The organism is Bradyrhizobium sp. i1.15.2 (genome assembly GCF_040548425.1).
In the GTDB taxonomy this organism is placed as follows: Bacteria; Pseudomonadota; Alphaproteobacteria; order Rhizobiales; family Xanthobacteraceae; genus Bradyrhizobium; species Bradyrhizobium canariense.
The window spans coordinates 298792-316508 of sequence record NZ_JBEPRQ010000007.1; the positions used below are offsets into that span (position 1 = coordinate 298792).

The 17717-nt window shown below is 64.0% G+C and carries 24 protein-coding genes; 15 read left to right on the forward strand and 9 right to left on the reverse strand.

All coding sequences use genetic code 11. The features are described from left to right. Positions 1 to 9: 9 nt before the first annotated feature. Complete coding sequence (locus ABIB80_RS16255) at positions 10 to 744, reverse strand: SDR family NAD(P)-dependent oxidoreductase (protein ID WP_354127935.1); 735 nt, start codon at positions 742 to 744, stop codon at positions 10 to 12. A 262-nt stretch (positions 745 to 1006) separates the two neighbouring features. Between ABIB80_RS16255 and ABIB80_RS16260 the strand changes: the two genes are divergently transcribed. The 3 genes from ABIB80_RS16260 (at position 1007) to ABIB80_RS16270 (ending at position 2693) form a co-directional block, all read left to right on the forward strand. Next, a complete protein-coding gene (locus ABIB80_RS16260; protein ID WP_219683242.1) occupies positions 1007 to 1903 on the forward strand; it encodes a LysR family transcriptional regulator in 897 nt (298 codons plus the stop codon). Between the two features lie 106 nt (positions 1904 to 2009). Beyond that, on the forward strand, positions 2010 to 2252 hold the full coding sequence (locus tag ABIB80_RS16265) for a type II toxin-antitoxin system Phd/YefM family antitoxin (protein WP_007592169.1): 243 nt from the start codon (positions 2010 to 2012) through the stop codon (positions 2250 to 2252). Between the two features lie 3 nt (positions 2253 to 2255). Further along, positions 2256 to 2693, forward strand: a complete 438-nt coding sequence (locus tag ABIB80_RS16270; protein WP_219683241.1) for a type II toxin-antitoxin system VapC family toxin — start codon at positions 2256 to 2258, stop codon at positions 2691 to 2693. Between the two features lie 49 nt (positions 2694 to 2742). Here ABIB80_RS16270 and ABIB80_RS16275 read toward each other — a convergent pair whose 3' ends face one another. Then, on the reverse strand, positions 2743 to 3648 hold the full coding sequence (locus tag ABIB80_RS16275; protein ID WP_354127936.1) for a LysR family transcriptional regulator: 906 nt from the start codon (positions 3646 to 3648) through the stop codon (positions 2743 to 2745). A gap of 106 nt (positions 3649 to 3754) precedes the next feature. On the opposite strand from ABIB80_RS16275, the gene ABIB80_RS16280 reads away from it, so the two are divergent. From ABIB80_RS16280 to ABIB80_RS16290, 3 genes are all read left to right on the forward strand, one after another. Then, the gene (locus tag ABIB80_RS16280; RefSeq protein WP_354127937.1) at positions 3755 to 4399 is read left to right on the forward strand and encodes a DsbA family protein; all 645 of its coding nucleotides are present in this window, start codon (positions 3755 to 3757) and stop codon (positions 4397 to 4399) included. A gap of 72 nt (positions 4400 to 4471) precedes the next feature. Further along, positions 4472 to 5368: an MBL fold metallo-hydrolase gene (locus ABIB80_RS16285; protein WP_354127938.1), complete on the forward strand. Its 897-nt coding sequence runs from the start codon at positions 4472 to 4474 to the stop codon at positions 5366 to 5368. A 1-nt stretch (position 5369) separates the two neighbouring features. Further along, positions 5370 to 5774 carry a nuclear transport factor 2 family protein gene (locus tag ABIB80_RS16290; protein ID WP_354127939.1) on the forward strand — a complete coding sequence of 135 codons (405 nt, stop codon included), beginning with the start codon at positions 5370 to 5372 and terminating at the stop codon, positions 5772 to 5774. A gap of 75 nt (positions 5775 to 5849) precedes the next feature. On the opposite strand, the gene ABIB80_RS16295 is transcribed toward ABIB80_RS16290, so the two are convergent. Together ABIB80_RS16295 and ABIB80_RS16300 are read right to left on the reverse strand one after the other, a co-directional pair. Continuing rightward, positions 5850 to 6494: an NADPH-dependent F420 reductase gene (locus ABIB80_RS16295; protein WP_354127940.1), complete on the reverse strand. Its 645-nt coding sequence runs from the start codon at positions 6492 to 6494 to the stop codon at positions 5850 to 5852. A gap of 139 nt (positions 6495 to 6633) precedes the next feature. Next, complete coding sequence (locus tag ABIB80_RS16300) at positions 6634 to 7080, reverse strand: Rrf2 family transcriptional regulator (protein ID WP_219683236.1); 447 nt, start codon at positions 7078 to 7080, stop codon at positions 6634 to 6636. Here ABIB80_RS16300 and ABIB80_RS16305 point away from each other — a divergent pair. Together ABIB80_RS16305 and ABIB80_RS16310 are read left to right on the forward strand one after the other, a co-directional pair. Continuing rightward, the gene (locus ABIB80_RS16305; protein ID WP_219683235.1) at positions 7079 to 7303 is read left to right on the forward strand and encodes a hypothetical protein; all 225 of its coding nucleotides are present in this window, start codon (positions 7079 to 7081) and stop codon (positions 7301 to 7303) included. The genes ABIB80_RS16300 and ABIB80_RS16305 overlap by 2 nt on opposite strands. Positions 7304 to 7458: 155 nt before the next feature. Further along, entirely contained in the window at positions 7459 to 7917 is a 459-nt protein-coding gene (locus tag ABIB80_RS16310; RefSeq protein ID WP_219683234.1) for a suppressor of fused domain protein, read from the forward strand. Positions 7918 to 7988: 71 nt separating this feature from the next. Here the strand turns inward: ABIB80_RS16310 and ABIB80_RS16315 are convergent, their stop codons facing one another. After that, positions 7989 to 8399 (reverse strand): hypothetical protein, encoded by a 411-nt coding sequence (locus ABIB80_RS16315; RefSeq protein WP_354127941.1) that lies wholly within the window; start codon positions 8397 to 8399, stop codon positions 7989 to 7991. A 259-nt stretch (positions 8400 to 8658) separates the two neighbouring features. On the opposite strand from ABIB80_RS16315, the gene ABIB80_RS16320 reads away from it, so the two are divergent. The 3 genes from ABIB80_RS16320 to ABIB80_RS16330 all read left to right on the forward strand — a co-directional run bounded on the left by ABIB80_RS16320 (position 8659) and on the right by ABIB80_RS16330 (position 11838). Next, positions 8659 to 9540, forward strand: a complete 882-nt coding sequence (locus tag ABIB80_RS16320) for an AraC family transcriptional regulator (protein WP_007592151.1) — start codon at positions 8659 to 8661, stop codon at positions 9538 to 9540. A 168-nt stretch (positions 9541 to 9708) separates the two neighbouring features. Further along, the gene (locus tag ABIB80_RS16325) at positions 9709 to 10467 is read left to right on the forward strand and encodes an SDR family oxidoreductase (RefSeq protein WP_007592149.1); all 759 of its coding nucleotides are present in this window, start codon (positions 9709 to 9711) and stop codon (positions 10465 to 10467) included. Between the two features lie 111 nt (positions 10468 to 10578). Then, complete coding sequence (locus tag ABIB80_RS16330) at positions 10579 to 11838, forward strand: serine hydrolase domain-containing protein (protein WP_219683233.1); 1260 nt, start codon at positions 10579 to 10581, stop codon at positions 11836 to 11838. A 7-nt stretch (positions 11839 to 11845) separates the two neighbouring features. Here the strand turns inward: ABIB80_RS16330 and ABIB80_RS16335 are convergent, their stop codons facing one another. After that, complete coding sequence (locus tag ABIB80_RS16335) at positions 11846 to 13396, reverse strand: carboxylesterase/lipase family protein (protein ID WP_354127942.1); 1551 nt, start codon at positions 13394 to 13396, stop codon at positions 11846 to 11848. A 249-nt stretch (positions 13397 to 13645) separates the two neighbouring features. Here ABIB80_RS16335 and ABIB80_RS16340 point away from each other — a divergent pair, with 249 nt between their 5' ends. From ABIB80_RS16340 to ABIB80_RS16350, 3 genes are all read left to right on the forward strand, one after another. Next, on the forward strand, positions 13646 to 14431 hold the full coding sequence (locus ABIB80_RS16340) for an AraC family transcriptional regulator (protein WP_354127943.1): 786 nt from the start codon (positions 13646 to 13648) through the stop codon (positions 14429 to 14431). 69 nt (positions 14432 to 14500) lie between these two features. Continuing rightward, positions 14501 to 15163: an SRPBCC family protein gene (locus ABIB80_RS16345; RefSeq protein ID WP_354127944.1), complete on the forward strand. Its 663-nt coding sequence runs from the start codon at positions 14501 to 14503 to the stop codon at positions 15161 to 15163. Next, positions 15163 to 15525: an ArsR/SmtB family transcription factor gene (locus ABIB80_RS16350; RefSeq protein ID WP_354127945.1), complete on the forward strand. Its 363-nt coding sequence runs from the start codon at positions 15163 to 15165 to the stop codon at positions 15523 to 15525. The genes ABIB80_RS16345 and ABIB80_RS16350 overlap by 1 nt, the downstream gene beginning before the upstream one ends. 38 nt (positions 15526 to 15563) lie before the next feature. Here ABIB80_RS16350 and ABIB80_RS16355 read toward each other — a convergent pair whose 3' ends face one another. The 3 genes from ABIB80_RS16355 to ABIB80_RS16365 all read right to left on the reverse strand — a co-directional run bounded on the left by ABIB80_RS16355 (position 15564) and on the right by ABIB80_RS16365 (position 16981). Next, a complete protein-coding gene (locus ABIB80_RS16355) occupies positions 15564 to 15968 on the reverse strand; it encodes an MAPEG family protein (protein WP_007609183.1) in 405 nt (134 codons plus the stop codon). Between the two features lie 24 nt (positions 15969 to 15992). Then, positions 15993 to 16406, reverse strand: a complete 414-nt coding sequence (locus ABIB80_RS16360) for a GFA family protein (protein WP_219683229.1) — start codon at positions 16404 to 16406, stop codon at positions 15993 to 15995. Between the two features lie 77 nt (positions 16407 to 16483). After that, positions 16484 to 16981, reverse strand: a complete 498-nt coding sequence (locus tag ABIB80_RS16365) for a peptide deformylase (RefSeq protein WP_219683228.1) — start codon at positions 16979 to 16981, stop codon at positions 16484 to 16486. A 76-nt stretch (positions 16982 to 17057) separates the two neighbouring features. Here ABIB80_RS16365 and ABIB80_RS16370 point away from each other — a divergent pair, with 76 nt between their 5' ends. After that, positions 17058 to 17642 carry a TetR/AcrR family transcriptional regulator gene (locus ABIB80_RS16370; RefSeq protein ID WP_354127946.1) on the forward strand — a complete coding sequence of 195 codons (585 nt, stop codon included), beginning with the start codon at positions 17058 to 17060 and terminating at the stop codon, positions 17640 to 17642. Positions 17643 to 17717: the final 75 nt, after the last annotated feature.

Sequence of the window (17717 nt, forward strand, 5' to 3'; positions counted from 1 at the left end):
GCGCCGGGATCAGAGTTGCGCCAGGCCGCCGTCGACGGCGACTTCGCTGGCGGTCATGAAGCTGCTGTCCGACGAGGCGAGAAAGGCCGCGACGGCTCCGATCTCCGAGGGATCGGCCATGCGCTGCAGCGGAGTCATCGCGGCGAAGACCTTCTGTCCCTCTTCGCCCAACGCTTCCTTCGCGAGTTCGGTCGCAGTCGCCCCGGGCGACAGCACGTTGACGCGGATGCCGCTGCCCTTCAGGTCCTCCGCCCAGGTCCGCGCGAGGTTACGCACGGCCGCCTTGCTCGCGCTGTAGGCGCTCATGGCCGGCGCGCCCGTGGTGCCGGCGCTCGATCCGGTCAGGATGATCGAACCGCCCCGGCGCATCAGCGGCAGCGCCTTCTGCACCGTGAAGATCGTCCCCTTCACATTGGTGTCGAAGGTTTCGTCGATATGCGTGGCGGTGATCTTGCCGAGCGCAAGCTGGCTTCCCGCGCCGGCATTGGCGAAGACGATGTCGAGGGTTCCGCGCTCGGCCTTCACCGCCGCGTAGAGTCGGTCGAGGTCGGCCTCGTCCGAGACCGAGCCCTTCACCGCGCGGGCATTGGGCCCGAGGGCGGCGACGGCCGCGTCGAGCGCTTGCTGCCGGCGGCCGAAGATGAAGACGAAGGCGCCGTCCTCGATGAAGCGCCTTGCCGCGGCGCGGCCGATGCCGGTCGCGCCACCCGTGATGACTGCAACCTTGCCGTCAAGCTTTCCCATAATTTCTCCTGTCGTGGTGCCGGGACAGCATCTGCCCCCGACGTCCCCGACATAGGTCCGCCGGCGTCAGGCGTTGAGTGCGGAAGCGCGCACATCGGTGGTGCAAAATCGATCCGGCCGCGCGTCCGACGCCAGCCGCGACGGTCCGCCGTTCGGAACTGGGTCGTATTTGTCGGAACTGGCTATGATGACCCCTCGGACTGCTGTAGGAGGCGTCAGATCCGGGCTTTGGAAGGCGCACCGCGCGGTGCGGGATTGCACCATGATCGACTGGGATGACGTTCGCTATTTTCTAGCCGTCGCGCGCGGAGGCTCGGTGCGGGCGGCCGCCGAGCACCTCGGTGTGAACCACGCGACCGTGCTGCGACGCATCGCCCAGCTCGAGGAACGCCTCGGGGTCCAGATGTTCGAAAAGCTGCCTTCGGGCTACCGCCTGACGGCTGCGGGCGAGGAGGTCCTCGAATTCGCGGACCAGATGGAAGCCTCCTCACACCTGCTGGAGACGCGTGTGTTCGGGCGCGACCAGAGCGTGCGTGGGCGTCTGCGGGTGACGCTGGCGCCGCCGCTTGCGACGCACCTGCTGATGCCCGATTTCGCCGATTTTGCGCGCCTGCATCCTGATATCGAGATGGATATCTTGTCGGCCGGCGAGCTGGCTAATCTGACCAACCGGGAGGCCGACGTCGCGATCCGCGTCGTCTATGACCGCAAAACCCTCCCGCAAAATCTTCACGGCATGAAGGGACCGGAGCTGTTCGGCGCCGTCTACATATCCAGGGATCGGCTGGCCGCCTGGCGCGCGGGCGCGCCTGATCCCTTCCGCTGGATCGTCATCAGCATGCACGGCATCCCGGACTGGGCCAGCGCGGGCGAGGTCCGCACCACGGGCGTTCCATTCAGGACCTCAGACGCCGGGACGCAGATCGCTGCGGTCCGGCAAGGGCTCGGGATCACGACGCTGCCGTGCTTCGTCGGCGATGCCGACCCCCTGCTGGTGAGGGTGCCGGGCACCGAGCTACACATGTACGGAACGGTTTGGCTCCTCACACAGGGCGAGACACGCAAGACCAAGCGCGTGCGGCTCTTCACCGAGTTCGTATCCCGCAGGCTCGCCGCGTACGCGCCGCTTCTCGCGGGGCTGTCCGTATCGCGCGACTGACGTGGGGCAGGTCGGTCCATTCGGATGCCGTCCGGTGGTCGGCCGGGAATGCCTTGAAATACAAGCCGCCCTCCTATATGACTACTGTAGTCATATTGGAGGACTCATGCGAGAGATTCAGCTTCGTGACGCAAAGGCTAACCTCTCCGCGGTCGTCGATGAAGCGGTCGATGGCAAGCCCGCGATCATCACGCGTCACGGTAAAAAGCAGGCGGTGGTCTTGAGCTATGAGGAGTGGCGGCGTCTGTCGCAGGTGCCGAGCTTCGGGCGCCTGCTGATGGCGGCCCCCGTGCGGGCCGGCGATGTGCCGACGCGTAATCGCGCCAAGCTGCGCAAGACCGACTTCTGAGACGTGTATCTCGTCGATACCAATGTCATATCTGCCGCCTCGCCGAACCGGCCGACGCCTGCGGCACTCGTCGCGTGGATGGATGCGCAATCCGCCTCCTTGTTCTTGTCCGTCGTGACGATTGCGGAGGTTGAGGACGGAATAGCCAAATTGCGACGCGAGAAAGCCACGCGCAGGAGTAGAGATTTGGCTCAATGGCTGGAAGCCGTGCTGCACCTGTATGAGGATCGAATCCTGGCGTTCGATACCCCCACTGCGCGGATCGCCGGACAATTGTCGGACCGCGCGCGAGGGCAGGGGCATTCTCCGGGATTTGCCGATATCATGATTGCCGCAACTGCGCGTCAGCACTCGTTGACGGTCTTGTCACGCAACGCGAGGCATTTCCTGCCGCTCGGCGTACCCGTGCATGATCCCTTCGACGAGCTGCCGCCGTCCTGATCATCGCGCAGGCATAGGGAGGGCGTGGCCTCTAATTGGCTGCCCACCGCTACTCCGCCCCAACCGAACCCGCCTGTCGCTGAGCCGCGATCAGCATCTCCACGAACGCCGTCACCTTGGGCGGCCGGAAGCGGGCCGCGGGGTAGACCGTGTGAATGCCGCCGGATGGCAGTTGCCATTGCGGCAGGATGTGAATGAGGCGGCCCGCCGCGAGATCGTCGGCCACCAGGAAGTCTGGCAGCACCGAAAGGCCGCCGCCGGCGAGCACGGCCGCGAGTACCCCCGGCGTCGTGTCGATCGCGATGCTTGCTTGCAGCCGCACAGCGCGTCGATCGAGATCGCCGCGCGAAAACTGCCACAGCAGCGGCTCGCGCAGCGCCATGTTGGCGATGAACGGCAGCGTGACGATGTCGTCGGGATCGCGCGCGGCGGCGATCCGATCCGTGAACGCGGGAGCGCCGACCAGACATTGCCGGAACGATCCGATCTTGCGCGCCTGCAGGCTGGAATCGACCAGCCAGCCGACACGAATCGCCATGTCGATCTGGCCTGAGGCGAGGTCGACCGTCTGATCTTCGAGCGTCAACTCCACCCGGCAGTTGGGATAGCGGGCGGCGTAGGCCGTGACGACGGCGACGACGACGGCCGTGCCGTAGTCGTTGGGCGCCGTGATCCGCAATGTGCCGGTCGGCTCGGCGGCTGCCTGGGCGAGCTCGTCGAAGGCATCCTCCGCTTCGCGCAGGATCATGACGCAGCGCGCATGAAACGTCCGGCCCGCCTCGGTCGGATGAACCCGGCGCGTCGTGCGCACCAGAAGGCTGGTGCCGAGGTCGCGCTCCAGCTGCGCCACCTGCTGGCTCACCACGGCCTTGGTGATGCCGAGCCGTTCGGCTGCCCGCGTGAAGGATCCGGTGTCCACGACGGCTGCGAAATAGGCGAGGCGGTTCAGGTTCATGGCTCGTCCGGTCATCTATTGTCAGTCAATAGCATACATTCTGTATATTCTGTTGATATTTATCTACCAATGTGCGCGTGCCACATTGCGGTTCAAGGAGATCGCCATGTCCGCGCCCATTCCCATCACCTACCTGTTCGATCCGCTCTGCGGCTGGTGCTACGGCGCCGCCGCGCTGCTCGAACAGCTCGTCGCCCGGCCGGATTTCGCTGTCGAACTTGCGCCGACAGGCCTGTTTGCCGGCGAGGGCGCGCGTCCGATGGACGACGGCTTTGCCGCTTATGCCTGGAGCAACGACCAGCGGATTTCGCGCTTGAGCGGCCAGCCCTTCAGCGAAGCCTATCGCCGCGATGTGCTGGGCGACCGCACGCGCCTGTTCGATTCCGGCCCGACGACACTGGCGCTCACGGCAGTCGCGCTCATGGCCCCGGATCGGGAGTTCGCGGCGCTGAAGGCCTTCCAGCTCGTCCGCTATGTCGAAGGACGCGACAGCACGGACATCTCCGTTCTGTCGGACGTGCTGCGCACGATGAATTTGCCTGAGGTTGCCGCGCGTCTGGCGAGCCCCGACGCTGCACTGATCACCGCTTACCGCGCGCGCCTGGAGGCTGCGCGTGCCGAGATGCGCCGGTTCGGTGCCAACGGCGTCCCGGCCCTCATCGTCGGGACGGGCCATGATCGCCGCCTGATGCAGGCGAGCGCGCTGTTCGGCAGCCTCGACGTCCTCGTCGACGGACTCAAGGCGGCCTGAGCGCCGCGCTCAACAGAGACCGGACCATCCAGTTTGAATTTCGCGATCCCAGACCAGCACCAGGAGACCAACATGCCGACAAGGAGAACCATCATGAAAACCACTCTCGCCGCGGGCGCCGCCGCACTCTTCGCACCCGCAGGGCTTGGCCATGCCGCCGGCGGGCTCACCTGGAAGCATTTTCCAGCCGGACAGAACGGTTTCTTCCGGGCTCCCGTTCTGGTGTCCGGGCCGAGCGAAGCCGTACTGATCGATGGCGGCTTCACGCTGTCAGATGGCAAGGCTGTCGCAGACGCCATCAAGGCCACCGGCAAGAAGCTCACCACCATCTACATCACCCAGTCGGACCCGGATTATTATTTCAGCCTCGGCGCCATCAAGGCGGTCTTCCCCGAGGCACGCGTGCTGGCGGCGCCCGCGACGGTGGCGGCCATTAACGCCAGTGTGGAAAAGAAGCTTGCGGTCTGGGGACCGCAGCTCAAGGCGAACGGCCCGCAGCTGCTTGCCGATGTCGTCATCCCCGAGGCGTTCGACGGCAAGACGCTGAGCGTCGACGGCGAAACCATCGAGATCGTCAGCGCCGACGGCCTGGCCAACCGGCGCTATCTGTTCGTGCCCTCGCTCAACGCGGTGTTCGGCGGCGTGCTGATCTTCTCCGGCGTCCATGTCTGGACCGCCGATACGCCGACCAAGGAGCAGCGCGCCGCCTGGATCGCCAATCTCGAAAAGATCGCGGCGGGCAAGCCGGCGATCGTCGTGCCCGGCCATGTGTCGGTGGATGCAAAAACCGACCTGTCCGGCGTCGAGCACACCATCGCCTACCTCAAGGCGTTCGACGAAGAGCTGGCCAAGGCCAAGGATTCCGCGGCGCTCAAGGCAGCGATGGAAGCGCGCTTCCCCGGCCTCGGCATGGGCGTTGCGCTCGACATCGGCGCCAAGGTCGCCACCGGCGAGATGAAGTGGGGCTGAGATGGCTCGCAACCTCGATCTGATCCGCGCCACCTATGAGGGATCATCGTCGGAACAGAACGGCCGGAATCTCCTGGCCGCTCTCGCTCCCGATGCCGCGTGGACCGAAGCGGAAGGGTTTCCGTACGCGGGCACCTATGTCGGACCCGACGCGATCATATCAGGCGTATTCCGGCGTCTCGCCACCGAATGGACCGGCTACCGCGCCGATGTTCACACCTATCTCGAAGACGGCGACCGCGTCGCCGCCTTCGGCGTCTACTCCGGGACCTACAAGGCGACGGGCAAATCCATGCGCGCCAATTTCGCGCATCTCTATCTGCTGAAGGACGGCAAGATCGCCAGCATGACGCAATATGTCGACACCGCGATGGTGCAGAAGGCGTTGGAGCCTGCCGGCCACTGAGAGCCGGCTGACGTCGGCATGTACGAGAGAGGGAGCCCGCGACATGCGGGCTCCCCTTTTTCGTTCCGGCGCCTGCTAGATCTTGATGAAGTTGTGCGCGGCCAGCGCGCCGAAGGGCAGTGTTGCCAATCGTCCGCCGACCTCGAGCGAGCCCAGATCCACCGGGAAGAAGCCGGTGCCTTCGATGAGTTTGCGAACCTCGGCCTTTGCGGCAGCGTCATCGCCCGAATAGAACAGTACGTGCCGGCCACCCGCAACGTCCGGATTCGACAGCGCCGCGACGTCGTTATGGTTGAATGCCTTGACCACGCGGGCGCCCGGAACGAACTGGCTGAAGACCTCGCTCGATTGCTTGTCGCCGAGATCGACGGCCTTGATGCCGTAGGCCGCGAGCGGGTTGCTCGGGTCCTTCGCATCCGCCGAGTTGGGATCGAGGAATTCCACCGGATTGGTGGCGTCGACGACGATGCGACCGTTCCAGGCCGGCAAGCGGCTGAACACCTTCTCCACATCAGTCCAGCGGATGGCGGCGATGACGATATCGGCGCCGGCTGCCTCTTGCACGGTGCCGGCCTTGATTGAAGGGCCGAACTCCTGAATCAGCGACGCCAGCGATTCCGGTCCGCGGCTGTTGGAGATAGTGGCCGAGATGCCTTTCCTGGCGAGAGCGCGTGCGAGGTTCGAGCCGAGGGCGCCAGAACCGATGATACCAATACTCATGATGGACTCCTGTGAGGTGAGGGGCTTGAAAGAAGGACCGCCAGCGCCCCGAAGGCTGGTCGGTCGTTACTGATCGATGCCGTTCGGCATTGAAGATATTATGTGTCGATGACACGATTACATTTAAGAGCAAAACAAATCACCAGGCGAGCGGAATGGAGAACTTGCCCAGCCGCGCCACCTCGGCTGCAACATCCGCCACTGTCGTTTTTGCGAGTTCAGCCTCGAGCGCTTTGCGCGCGCGGTCTAGGGCGGGTTGTATCGCCGCGATGATATTGCCGCCGACCGCGCAACTCTCGCAGGGCGGGGTCCGGTGCAGCGAAAACAGCTCGGTGTCCTCGACCGCCGCATAGACATCGAGCAGCCGTATCTTCTTTGCCGGTTTCGCCAGCAAGGAGCCGCCACCCGCTCCGAGCTGCGAACGCGTCAGCCCGGCATCGCTCAGGCGGGACAAAAGCCCGCGGATGACGACGGCACCGGTGTTGGCCGACCAGGCGAGATCCTCGGACCGCAGCGGCTTCCCCTCGCTCACGGCAAGTCCGGTGAGGATATGAACGGCAACGGCGAAGCGGGTGCTGGTCGGCATGACGATCTCGTTTGTGTGTAATCATCACTATTACACACTTTCGGCGGTGTCAACACTGGTGCGTCTGCAAGCGGCTGGATGCGCGGCTGTGCCGGAGCTAAAGGCCAGCGCCTTTGGCGACGCGCGCGTGCACGAGGTCATGGATATGACCACCGGCCCCGTCTATACCGAGGTCGCACGACAGGACAGAGCGATGATCGTATGCTCGCAGTCATCACGGTGAAGATATGACTGCCGACGATCTTGGATTTGACGTGAGGAGCCATGGTGGTTTCGGAAGACAACAGATCTCTCGCCCGCTATTTGAGAGATGCTACGCAGGGCTCACCGACGGTTACGAAATATTGGGATGATGCCCACGTCTGCGACGTCGATATCATGATCATCAAGAACGTCCCGGCAGGAGGCGTTTCCACCTATGCCAGCCTCGCGCTCTCCGACGCGAAGACAGGCCTGACGTCCGGCGGCAAGGCCCTGGGCGTCGAGATTTTGCTGGCTCTGGCGACGGAATGCGCCGAGGGCGCCAACATGATCGCGACCTGCGCTTTCAGCATCAAGAAGGGCGAAATCACACCCTTGCCCGGCGTCGTCATTCCGCGAGCCCTGGAACTGTATGGCGAAGGGCGCAAGATGAAGCACGCCATGCTCATCTCTCCGTTCTTGTGGAACCTTGAAACACAGTCCTTCTCGGCCAAGTCCGTCGCCTGGCTGCAGGTGCTACCTATTTCGGACGCCGAGCGGGACTACGCGCTGGCGAACGGGCCCGAAGCGCTGGAGGATCTGTTCGAGGACCGACAGATCGACGTATTCGACATCGATCGTCCCAGCGCTCTTTGATACCTTGACCGCCGCTATCCTCGTGGACGCCTGCGACTCGCCTGGCCCGAAGGGTATCGCTTCGCGTCTCGCTACCGCGGCGCCAGCCCCGCGCCGTTTTGAAATGCCAACAGCCCAATGCAGAAAATCGCTGCGCCAACCCACAGCACCACCGGCACCAGGTACGGCGACGAAATGACCTCCAGCACCGGGAATGCTTTGTCTGAAACAAACCTTCTGTGCGCCACCCATGCGGTTGCGACGAGGGGCGTAAAGGCGACAACGAAGTAAAGCGCCCCCAGGACCCAGCCAAAGGCGGTCAAATCCCTGGATCGCGTGACCTCTCCCGCAAAGCCAAGCGCGGCAATTGACACGAACGCGCCCAACGCGCTGATGAGGAGCTCGGCAGCCAGGACGAGATGGATAGAGTTGCATTCATGCTTGGATTCCGTTTGCGAATGAGAATTCCCCGAAGCCGCAGCCCGGATGGCCGCTGACCGCATCAGCCACGATTGAAGTCCTCGAGATCGCGGATAAAGCGTTCGAAGTCGGGCGTCAGCTCGTGCATGTTCGGGAAGTCGGCTCGAAGGGGAACGCCACTTGTGGGTCAAGGGGGTTCCGACAGTTTAGCGCGGAGAGGAAGGTGCTTGCAATCGGCGTGGTCATTCGAACTAGGATTGGCCAGACTCGGCCAAACCGCAAGATCGGTCGAGCGTGTCATTGCCGTCAGCGACTAGATGGAGCCGCCACGGAGGAGGGACGATGAAGGCGGCGCTGCAAAACTATCAGGACCGGATGCGACGGGTGCTGGATCATATCGATCGGCATCTCGACGGTGATCTGGATCTGGACACGGTGAGTGCTGTTGCGGCTTTCTCAAAGTATCATTTCCACCGGCAGTTCTCGGCAACCTTCGGATTATCAGTGCATCGCTATGTCCAGCTGGCCCGCATGAAGCGCGCTTCGCATCAACTAGCCTATATGGACGCCCTTGATGTGACGGAGATTGCGATGGATGCCGGTTACGATGCACCGGATGCCTTCGCTCGCGCCTTTCGGCAACGGTTCGGGCAATCGCCGTCGTCCTTCCGGAAGTCTCCCGACTGGGAGCCGTGGCTTGCGGCCTTGGGGCCTCTCGACAATGCCAGGAGCAAGCTCATGCAGAAGATTTTTACCACCAACGACGTGACGATCCGTGATGTGCCCCCGACGCCGGTGGCAATCATGGAGCATCGCGGCGACCCGGCGACGCTTCCCGCCACCATCCAGCGCTTCATCGCGTGGCGCAAGGCGGCGAACCTGCATCCCAGGACAAGTCCGACCTTCACTGTTTGGCATTCCGAGAGGCGTCCGGCGCAGCGGGACGAATACAGCATCGACCTTTGTGTCGGCACCGACCAGCCGATCGCGGCGAACGGCGAAGAGATCAAGACCGGCGAGATCCCTGGCGGGCGCTGCGCGGTGCTGCGCGTCGTCGGCTACACCGACAATCTGGAGCCTGCCGCGCTCTTTCTTTATCGCGACTGGCTTCCAGCCAGCGGCGAGGAAGCCCGCGACTTCCCGATCTATTGCCAGCGGCTGAGCTTCTTCCCGGAGGTGCCGGAGCACGAGACTGTTGCGGACGTTTTCTTGCCGCTGAAGTAGCGACCGCTGACGGCGGCCTGTCGCTTCCAATCACGGAAACCGACAGGCCGCCATTCCCCGATCAAGTCCGCCGCGATCCGCTCCCGCGTTCAACTCGGGAAACGGGTGGCAGCTCGCCGGTGCCTGATGTCTTGTTCGGATCCTGTTTGACATCAGGAGAGTCTCGCGGTGGAACTGGCAAACAAGACGATCATCATAACCGGCGCCAGCAGCGGTATCGGTGCTGCCGCGGCGTCGCTGTTCGCGTTCGAAGGCGCCGATGTGGTGCTCGGGGCTCGTCGCGTCCCCGAGCTGCAGGCGGTTGTTGCAAGCATCGAGAGCGCCGGAGGGCGCGCGACTTTTCTCGCGGGCGACGTTCGGGACACCGGCTATGCTGCCCGCCTTGTCGAGCACGCCGTCACGACGTTCGGAAAACTTGACGGCGCTTTCGACAATGCCGGCATCGTCGGCGAGATGACGCCGGTCCCCGAGATGAGCGTCGAAAACTGGACCGATGTGCTCGCGGTGAATCTCACCTCGGCGTTCCTCAGCGCAAAGGCGCAGATCCCGGCGCTGCGCAAGCAGGGCGGCGGTTCGATCGTTTTCACCTCGTCCTTCGTTGGGTTCAGCAACGGCGGCATGCCGGGAATGGCGGCGTACGCAGCCTCCAAGGCAGGACTGATCGGCCTGGCTCAATCGCTGGGCGCCGAGCATGCGGCCGAAGGCATTCGCGTCAACGCGCTTCTGCCTGGAGGGACCATCACCCCGGCGGCAGGCGAAGGAAATCCCGACGCCCTGAATTTTATCGCCGGGCTCCACCCGATGAAGCGGATGGCGAGTCCCAAGGAGATCGCGCAGGCGGCGGTTTTTCTCCTGAGCGACCGGGCATCGTTCATGACGGGCAGTCCCATGACGGTTGACGGTGGCATGTCGGTGCGCCTGACCTGACGACGAACCCGCCAAGCGCACGACGACGGTCACCTCGGCGCAAACACGGGATGTTCGCCACCAATCGCCATGATACGAAATCCCGTCGTTCGCTTCCGGAGCCCAATATTGATGTCCGCCGCCACCGCCCCGACTCAGCCGCCCGCAAGCGCCGCCGAAACCGATCCCGAAACACTCGGCTGGATGAAAGGCTTCCCGCCTTCCCCCGACCGCACCATCAGTTTCCAGGACGGCTCGTTCCGCAGCTTCCCCGAGCTGCGCTGGGCCTGGAGCAACATCCGCCAGCTGGTGCCGACCGTGAACGTCTGGCGCGGGGCGGGGCCTGCGTCGGCGCTGCCGCGCGAGGACCACGACATCGGCGCGGTCGCCTGCGTCACGATGGACGGGCGTCCCATCACGTTCGCGAAGATGCTCGACGAGACTTACACCGACGGCATCGCCGTGCTGCACCGGGGCAAGCTGATCTATGAGCGCTATTTCGGCGCGTTGAAGCCGCACAAGCCGCATATCGCGATGTCGGTGACGAAGTCGTTCACGGGCGTGCTCGCCGGCATTCTGGTCGCCGAGGGCAAGATCGATCCGCAGGCGCCTGTCGCGGAGTATGTGCCTGAGCTGAAGGCCAGCGCCTTCGGCGATGCGCGCGTGCACGAGGTCATGGATATGACCACCGGGCTCGAATACACGGAGGTCTATACCGACAAGAACTCGCATGTGTGGGGACTGCGGCGCGCCAACGGCATGGCGCCGATTCCACCCGGCTATGACGGTGCGACCACCATCTTCGATTTCCTGGTCGCGCAGAAGAAGCAGGGCGAGCACGGCAAGGCCTTTGCCTACAAGACCGTCAACACCGACGCGCTGGCCTGGATCATCCGCCGCGTCAGCGGCATGACGTTGTCCGATCTGCTCTCCGAGCGGATCTGGCAGCCGATGGGCGCGGAGGAAGACGCGCATTACCACGTCGATCGCATCGGCACCGAAAGCGGCGGCGGCGGCCTGTCGACCACCTTGCGCGACCTCGCCCGCTTCGGCGAGACCATGCGCAATCACGGCCGCTTCAACGGCCGGCAGATCGTGCCTTCGTCTGTCGTCGAGGACATCGCGCGCGGCGGCGATCCCGAAAAATTCAAGCCGGCCGGCTACACCACGCTAACAGGTACGTCCTATCGCAATCAATGGTGGGTCACGCACAACGCCCACGGCGCCTATATGGCGCGCGGCGTTCACGGCCAGGGCATCTATATCGATCCCAAGGCCGAGATGGTGATCGCGCGCTACGCCTCGCACCCCGTAGCGGGCAACGCCGCCAACGACCCCGTGACGCTGCCGGCCTACATGGCGCTGGCGAAGCAGCTGATGGCGGGCGGGTGAGGCCGCCTCACGGCAGCTCCCGCCAGCGCATCGGCAAAATGCCGTCCTGCCTGAAGCTATCGAGGAAGCGGAAGCGGGCGGCTTGCGGATTGGGGCGGGATTCGATCGGTTTGCCCAGGATCTGCACGACGTCGTTCTCGTCATAGGCGGGCCAGGGTGGCAGGTCCGATCCGTTGGGATCGCCATGCGCGGCGAAATTGACCCAATAGGCCATCATGGTCCGCGCCAGCGCGCGGTCCTCTTCGGCCGGCGGTGCCGAGCTGCCGATCACCTGTTGCGGTGTCAGTGTGCCGAACACGAACGGAATTTCAGTGACGTGCGAGGCGATCGGCGTGTAATGCGAGGTATAGCTGAAGTGATAGCCGTAGACCGGCGCTTGTCGCCCGCGCCGATGCAGACGCAGCCACTGCCAGCATTGCTCCCCGACCACATAGTCGCCGTTAAGCGCCGCCGCGGAAGTCCTGGCCTCCGCGTCGGTCGCCGCGGGATAGACCCTCAGGAAATCGGCCATGCGCTCCTTGCCGAACATCGCCTCAGCCGCGGCGACAAAGGCTTGCGCCGATTGGTCGGGGAGTGACTGCGAACGGAAAGGAAATTCTTCGGCGGCATTCCAGCCTGCCAGCAGCGGGATGTGCATCTGTTCGCCGCGAAGGAATCGCCGTGCGGGCACATCAGGCACAACATGACCATCGATACTCGGCGAGAAGGCCGTCACGACCGGGCTGGTCCTGAAACTCCATGGCGCGGCTGCATTCAATCGATCGGCCGGCATGCTGCGCAAAGCTGCGATCGACCCGTTGCCCTGCTGCCGGGCAAAAGCCAGACCACGCGCGCGGGCTTCTTCAAAGCCCTGGAGTGGGCCGTGCTTGCCGTCCCAGAACGCGCCGCTCTGTCCAATGGCCTTGTGAAACAGTCCGTGCGCGAGCGGAGAGGCCATCAAGATGCCGACGGCCATGGCGCCGGCGGATTCGCCGAACAGGGTGACGTTGTCGGGGTCGCCGCCAAAGCCGGCGATGTTGGCCTTGACCCAGCGCAGCGCCGCCAGTTGATCCTGCAGGCCGTAATTGCCTGATGGCGCCTCCATGTCGAGATCGGGATGGGCGAGGAAGCCGAAGATGCCGAGGCGGTAGTTGAAGCTGACGACGACGACACCGTTCGCTGCTAGCGCGTTGCCATCGGTTGCAGGATTCGCAGAGGAGCCGAACTGAAAGCCGCCGCCGTGAATCCACACCATCACGGGCCGCTTCTCGTCCGCGTGCTTCGCCGCGGTCCAGACGTTGAGATAAAGGCAATCCTCGTCACGCGGCCCCGGCCGCTGGTCGTTTTCGAGCGCCGACAGACACCCCGCGCCGAACACGCGCGCATCGCGCACGCCATCCCAGGGCGTCGGCGGCTGCGGTGCGCACCAACGCAGAGGCCCGACCGGCGGTGCTGCGTAGGGAATGCCTTTGAACGCGATCACGCCGCTTGCATCGCGCGGACCGCCACGCAGGGTGCCTGCTTGCGTGCGGACCACGCGTTGCAGCTTGGCTGCTGTCACACTTGTGGAACCATGCATGGTGACATCTCCAGGGCAATCGCACACAGAGCGTGGCCTTCATGGTTCGAGACGCCCGCCTGAGAGCGGGCTCCTCACCATGAGGATTTGCGATTGCGCCGCGAAACAAGACCACATCCTGAGGAGCCCGCCGATGCGGGCGTCTCGAAGGATGGCCACAGCGAAACCGCTGCCACGCCGAGATCCTATCGACTTTCTTGTTCGCTCGATTTAGATATTCCGCCAATCGATTGCTAAAAACCGGCAAGCATGCGGCAGCCGCTCCGTTTTCCATGGCCTGATCTCGACGTGGATGATGTCTCCGCGCCCGTTATCGCGGTGCGCGTCGACGTGATCGGGACCAAGGGCGAGGTGCCCGATCACAGGCACCGGAAGGGGCAACTTGTCTTTGCGCTGGGAGGCGCCGTGACATGCCGCATTCCCACCGGTCTGTGGATGGTGCCGCCGCATTGCGCAGTGTGGGTGCCCGGGGGCATGCTGCACAGCAACCTCGCGACAGAAAATGCCCGGCTGTTCTTCGTCTATATCGAGCCTGACCGCGTGGACCTGCCGGATCGTTGCTGCACGCTCTCGATCTCCCCGCTGCTGCGTGAAGTGATCGTCGAATTGTCCGATCAGATCGCGGATGACGAGGCGAGGGTGGACCTTCTGGCCAGCGTCCTTCTGCGCGAGCTTCCCCGCATGCCCGTTCAGCAGCTTCATCTGCCGCTCTCGCCCGAGCCGCGGTTGAAGAAGATTGCCGCAGCGCTGGCGAAAAACCCTTCCGATCGCAGGACGCTGGCCGAATGGGCCGATCGCGTCGCGCTGAGCGAGAGCAGCCTCGCGCGTCTCGTCGTCCGGGAGACGGGCTTGAGCTTCGGGCGCTGGCGCCAGCAATTGCATCTGATCGTCGCCTTGCGGGAGCTGACGTCCGGCGCGAGCGTCCAGCAGGTGTCCGCCGATCTCGGCTACGACTCCGTCGCGGCCTTCATCACCATGTTCAAGAAGGCGCTCGGAAAACCGCCGGGGAAATATCTGAGCGGCCTTTTTCCCTGAATATAAGAGTTGACTTATATTAGCTTCAACCGATATTCATCCTGGCACGAAACGACGAGGAGAAGCGCCATGGAGATCGACGTCGTCAGGGTATTGGGGCTGGTTACGCGTTCGGTGAGGAATTTCGAGAAGGACGGGAAAGCGGCCAGTGCGGTGACACTGACGCGGCTTTACGAAACCAGCGTCGACGATCTCTGGGACGCAGTGACCAGCGAACAACGCATTCCGCGCTGGTTCTTGCCGGTCGAGGGAGATCTCCGGCTCGGCGGAAAGTACCAGCTCAAGGGGAATGCCGGCGGGACCATCACGGCGTGTACGCCGCCGACCCATTTTGCGGCGACGTGGGAATTCGGCGGCGCGATGAGCTGGATCGACGTCAAGCTGACGGCAGAACGAAGCCAGGCGCGGCTGACGCTTGAGCACACGGCGATGATCGAGGATCATTGGAATCAGTTCGGTCCAGGGGCAGTCGGGATCGGCTGGGATCTCGCCATTGCGGGGCTGGAGCGATATGTTGCGACCGGGGCATCGGTCGACCATGAGACGGCCGAGGCATGGATGGGCTCTCCCGCGGGCAAGGAATTCATGACGAGCAGCGGCGAGTCTTGGCGCGCAGCGCATGTCGCAAGCGGCGTGGATCCTGCCTCCGCGAAGCAGCGCTCGGACCGCACCATCGCCTTCTATCGCGGCGAGACGCCGCCCGACGCGGCGCATCCGGGCACAGGAAGCTGATGCAAATCTTCGAGGTCCTCGCCGACCCCGTCCGCCGTCGCATCCTCGAGCTGCTTGCGCCCGGCGAGATGGCCTCCGGCAAGGTCGTCGAAGTGATCGGAGCGGAGTTCGGGATCACGCAGGCCGCCGTGTCGCAGCACCTCAAGGTGCTGCGCGAGAGCGGCTTCGCGACGGTTCGCGCGGAGGCGCAACGGCGGCTCTATTCGGTCGATGCTGCGGGGCTTCGCGCGGTCGACGCGTGGATCGGTCAGTTCCGCAATTTCTGGGAGCCGAAGCTGGATGCGCTGGCGACGGAAATCGCGCGCGGCAAACGCGAGCGTCGTAACGCGCCAATGACCAGGCGGGGCGGGAAGCGGGCGTGAAGGCATCGCGGCAAAGGCAAAGTCGCTATCGCGCCGCTTCAGTGAGGGACGAAAGCCGCTGCCAAAACGGCGAGCATGCCAAAGCTGGCGATATTCCAGAACAGCGAGCGGACGAGAGGTATGCCGGATAGGTAAAGCGCGGTGTAGGCGATGCGTCCGCCAAGATAGGCGATCGATCCCCAATAAGTCAGCTCATTGTGAACGCCTGCGGCGTGAGAGATGAGGATCGCTGCGGCAAAGAACGGAAACGTCTCCATGTAGTTGCGGAAATTTCGGTTGAGGCGGCCGGGGATGGGCTTGAGCGGCGGCATCTCGGTGTCGCGCGGGCTCGCAGCCCATCTGAGGCCGTACTGCAGGTTCGCGGCTTGCGCGGCGGCGACAAGCTGTACGAAGCCCCAGACGATTGCGGCGGCCAGCATCGATAGCTCGAAGCTCATCGCCATTGGCTGTCCCTCAATCTGCAAGAATCAGCGCGATCCCGGGTGCCATTCCGGGAGTTTGGGAATCTCGGGATCGAGGTGATCCCAGGCATATCCGCGCGAGCAGAACAGCACGACGGACGGTTTGAACGTGCTGGCATCGTCCAGCGTGCCGACATAGATGCCGATGAACTCCGGCTTCTCGTCCGGCTTGTTGTAGATCGGCGAGCCGCAGTTCGGACAGAACCCTTTGCGCTTGATTGCGCCGCTGTCGGCGGTGCGCTCGATTTCGCGCACCTCGCCTGTCACCGAGACTGCGCTGCGCGCGAACACGAAGATGGAGCTGTGGCCGCTGCCGGTGTCGCGCTGACAGTCGCTGCACTGGCATTGGAAGCCGCGGATCGGCGCGGACGCAATGGTGTAACAAACCGCGCCACAGGCGCAGCGACCTGAATATGTCATTCGTCTCCCTCCCGACGGGGCCGACCGTTCCCATCATATCAGGCTGGTTTGATTTCGCCACATCGAGCAGCCGGCGCTCACTCGCGCGACATCTTCTCGAACTTCTTCACCAGCCGCTCCCGCTTCAGCCGCGACAGCCGCTGGATCCAGAACATGCCGTCGAGCTGGTCGATCTCGTGCTGGTGGCAGACGGCGCGCAAGGAGTCCGACTCCTCGCTGTGCACGTTGCCGTCGAGATCCTGATAGCTGATCCGCACGCGCGCGTGGCGCTGGATGTCGTCGTTGACGCCGGGCATCGAGACACTGCCCTCGCGATGCATGATCATCTCGGGCGAGGCCCATTCGATCTCCGGATTGACGTAGGTCCGCGGTCCGTCCTTCGGGTCGAGTTCGAGCACGACGACGCGCAAGGGCACGCCGACATGCGGCGCCGTGATGCCGATGCCGGGCGCGGCGCGCATGGTCTCGAGCAAATCCGTTGCGAGCTCACGCAAACCGGCGTCGAACGCGGTGACGGGGCGGGCCGGCAGCGCGAGGCGGCGGTCGGGATAGCGGACGATCGGGCGAATGGTCATGCAGGCTCCTAGCACTCACGGATGGTTGAAGCATCCCGTTCTTGACGCCCTACCAACTGGAAGGTAGCTAAGGCCCATGACCAACGTCTCCTCAACTGCCGACGACATCCTGGCCTGCGCGCGCAGCTTGATCATCGCGGGCGGTTATAACGGTTTCAGCTATGCCGACGTGGCCGATGTTGTCGGCATCCGCAAGCCAAGCATCCACCACCATTTCGCCAGCAAGGTCGATCTGGTCCGCACCCTCGTGTCGCGCTACCGCGCCGAAGCCGAGGCGGGACTGTCCGCGCTCGAGCGCAATGTCCCTGATCCGTGCGGCCAGCTCGAAAACTATGTCGCGTACTGGAAGGCGTGCATCAATGATGCGACGGCGCCGTTCTGCGTCTGCGCGCTGCTGGCCAGCGAGCTTCCGATCCTGCCGGAGGAGGTTGCGCTTGAAGTCCGTGCGCACTTCCGCTCCTTGGCTTCCTGGCTGACCGCCGTCATGGAGCGCGGCAAGCGGAAAGGGCAATTCAAACTCTCCGGCACAGCTCGCGTCGAGGCCGAAGGGTTCATGGCGACCATTCATGGCGCGATGCTGTCGGCGCGTGCCTATGGGGATCCAAAAATGTTCGGTGTGATCACCACCCCGCTGCTGGACCGGCTGGCCAACAAGCATTGAGAGACTTCAGCGAGACGATGCGACAGCGCGCAAGCGGGCTGGAGCGCGCTGCGCGTAAGAAACTACCAACTAGTA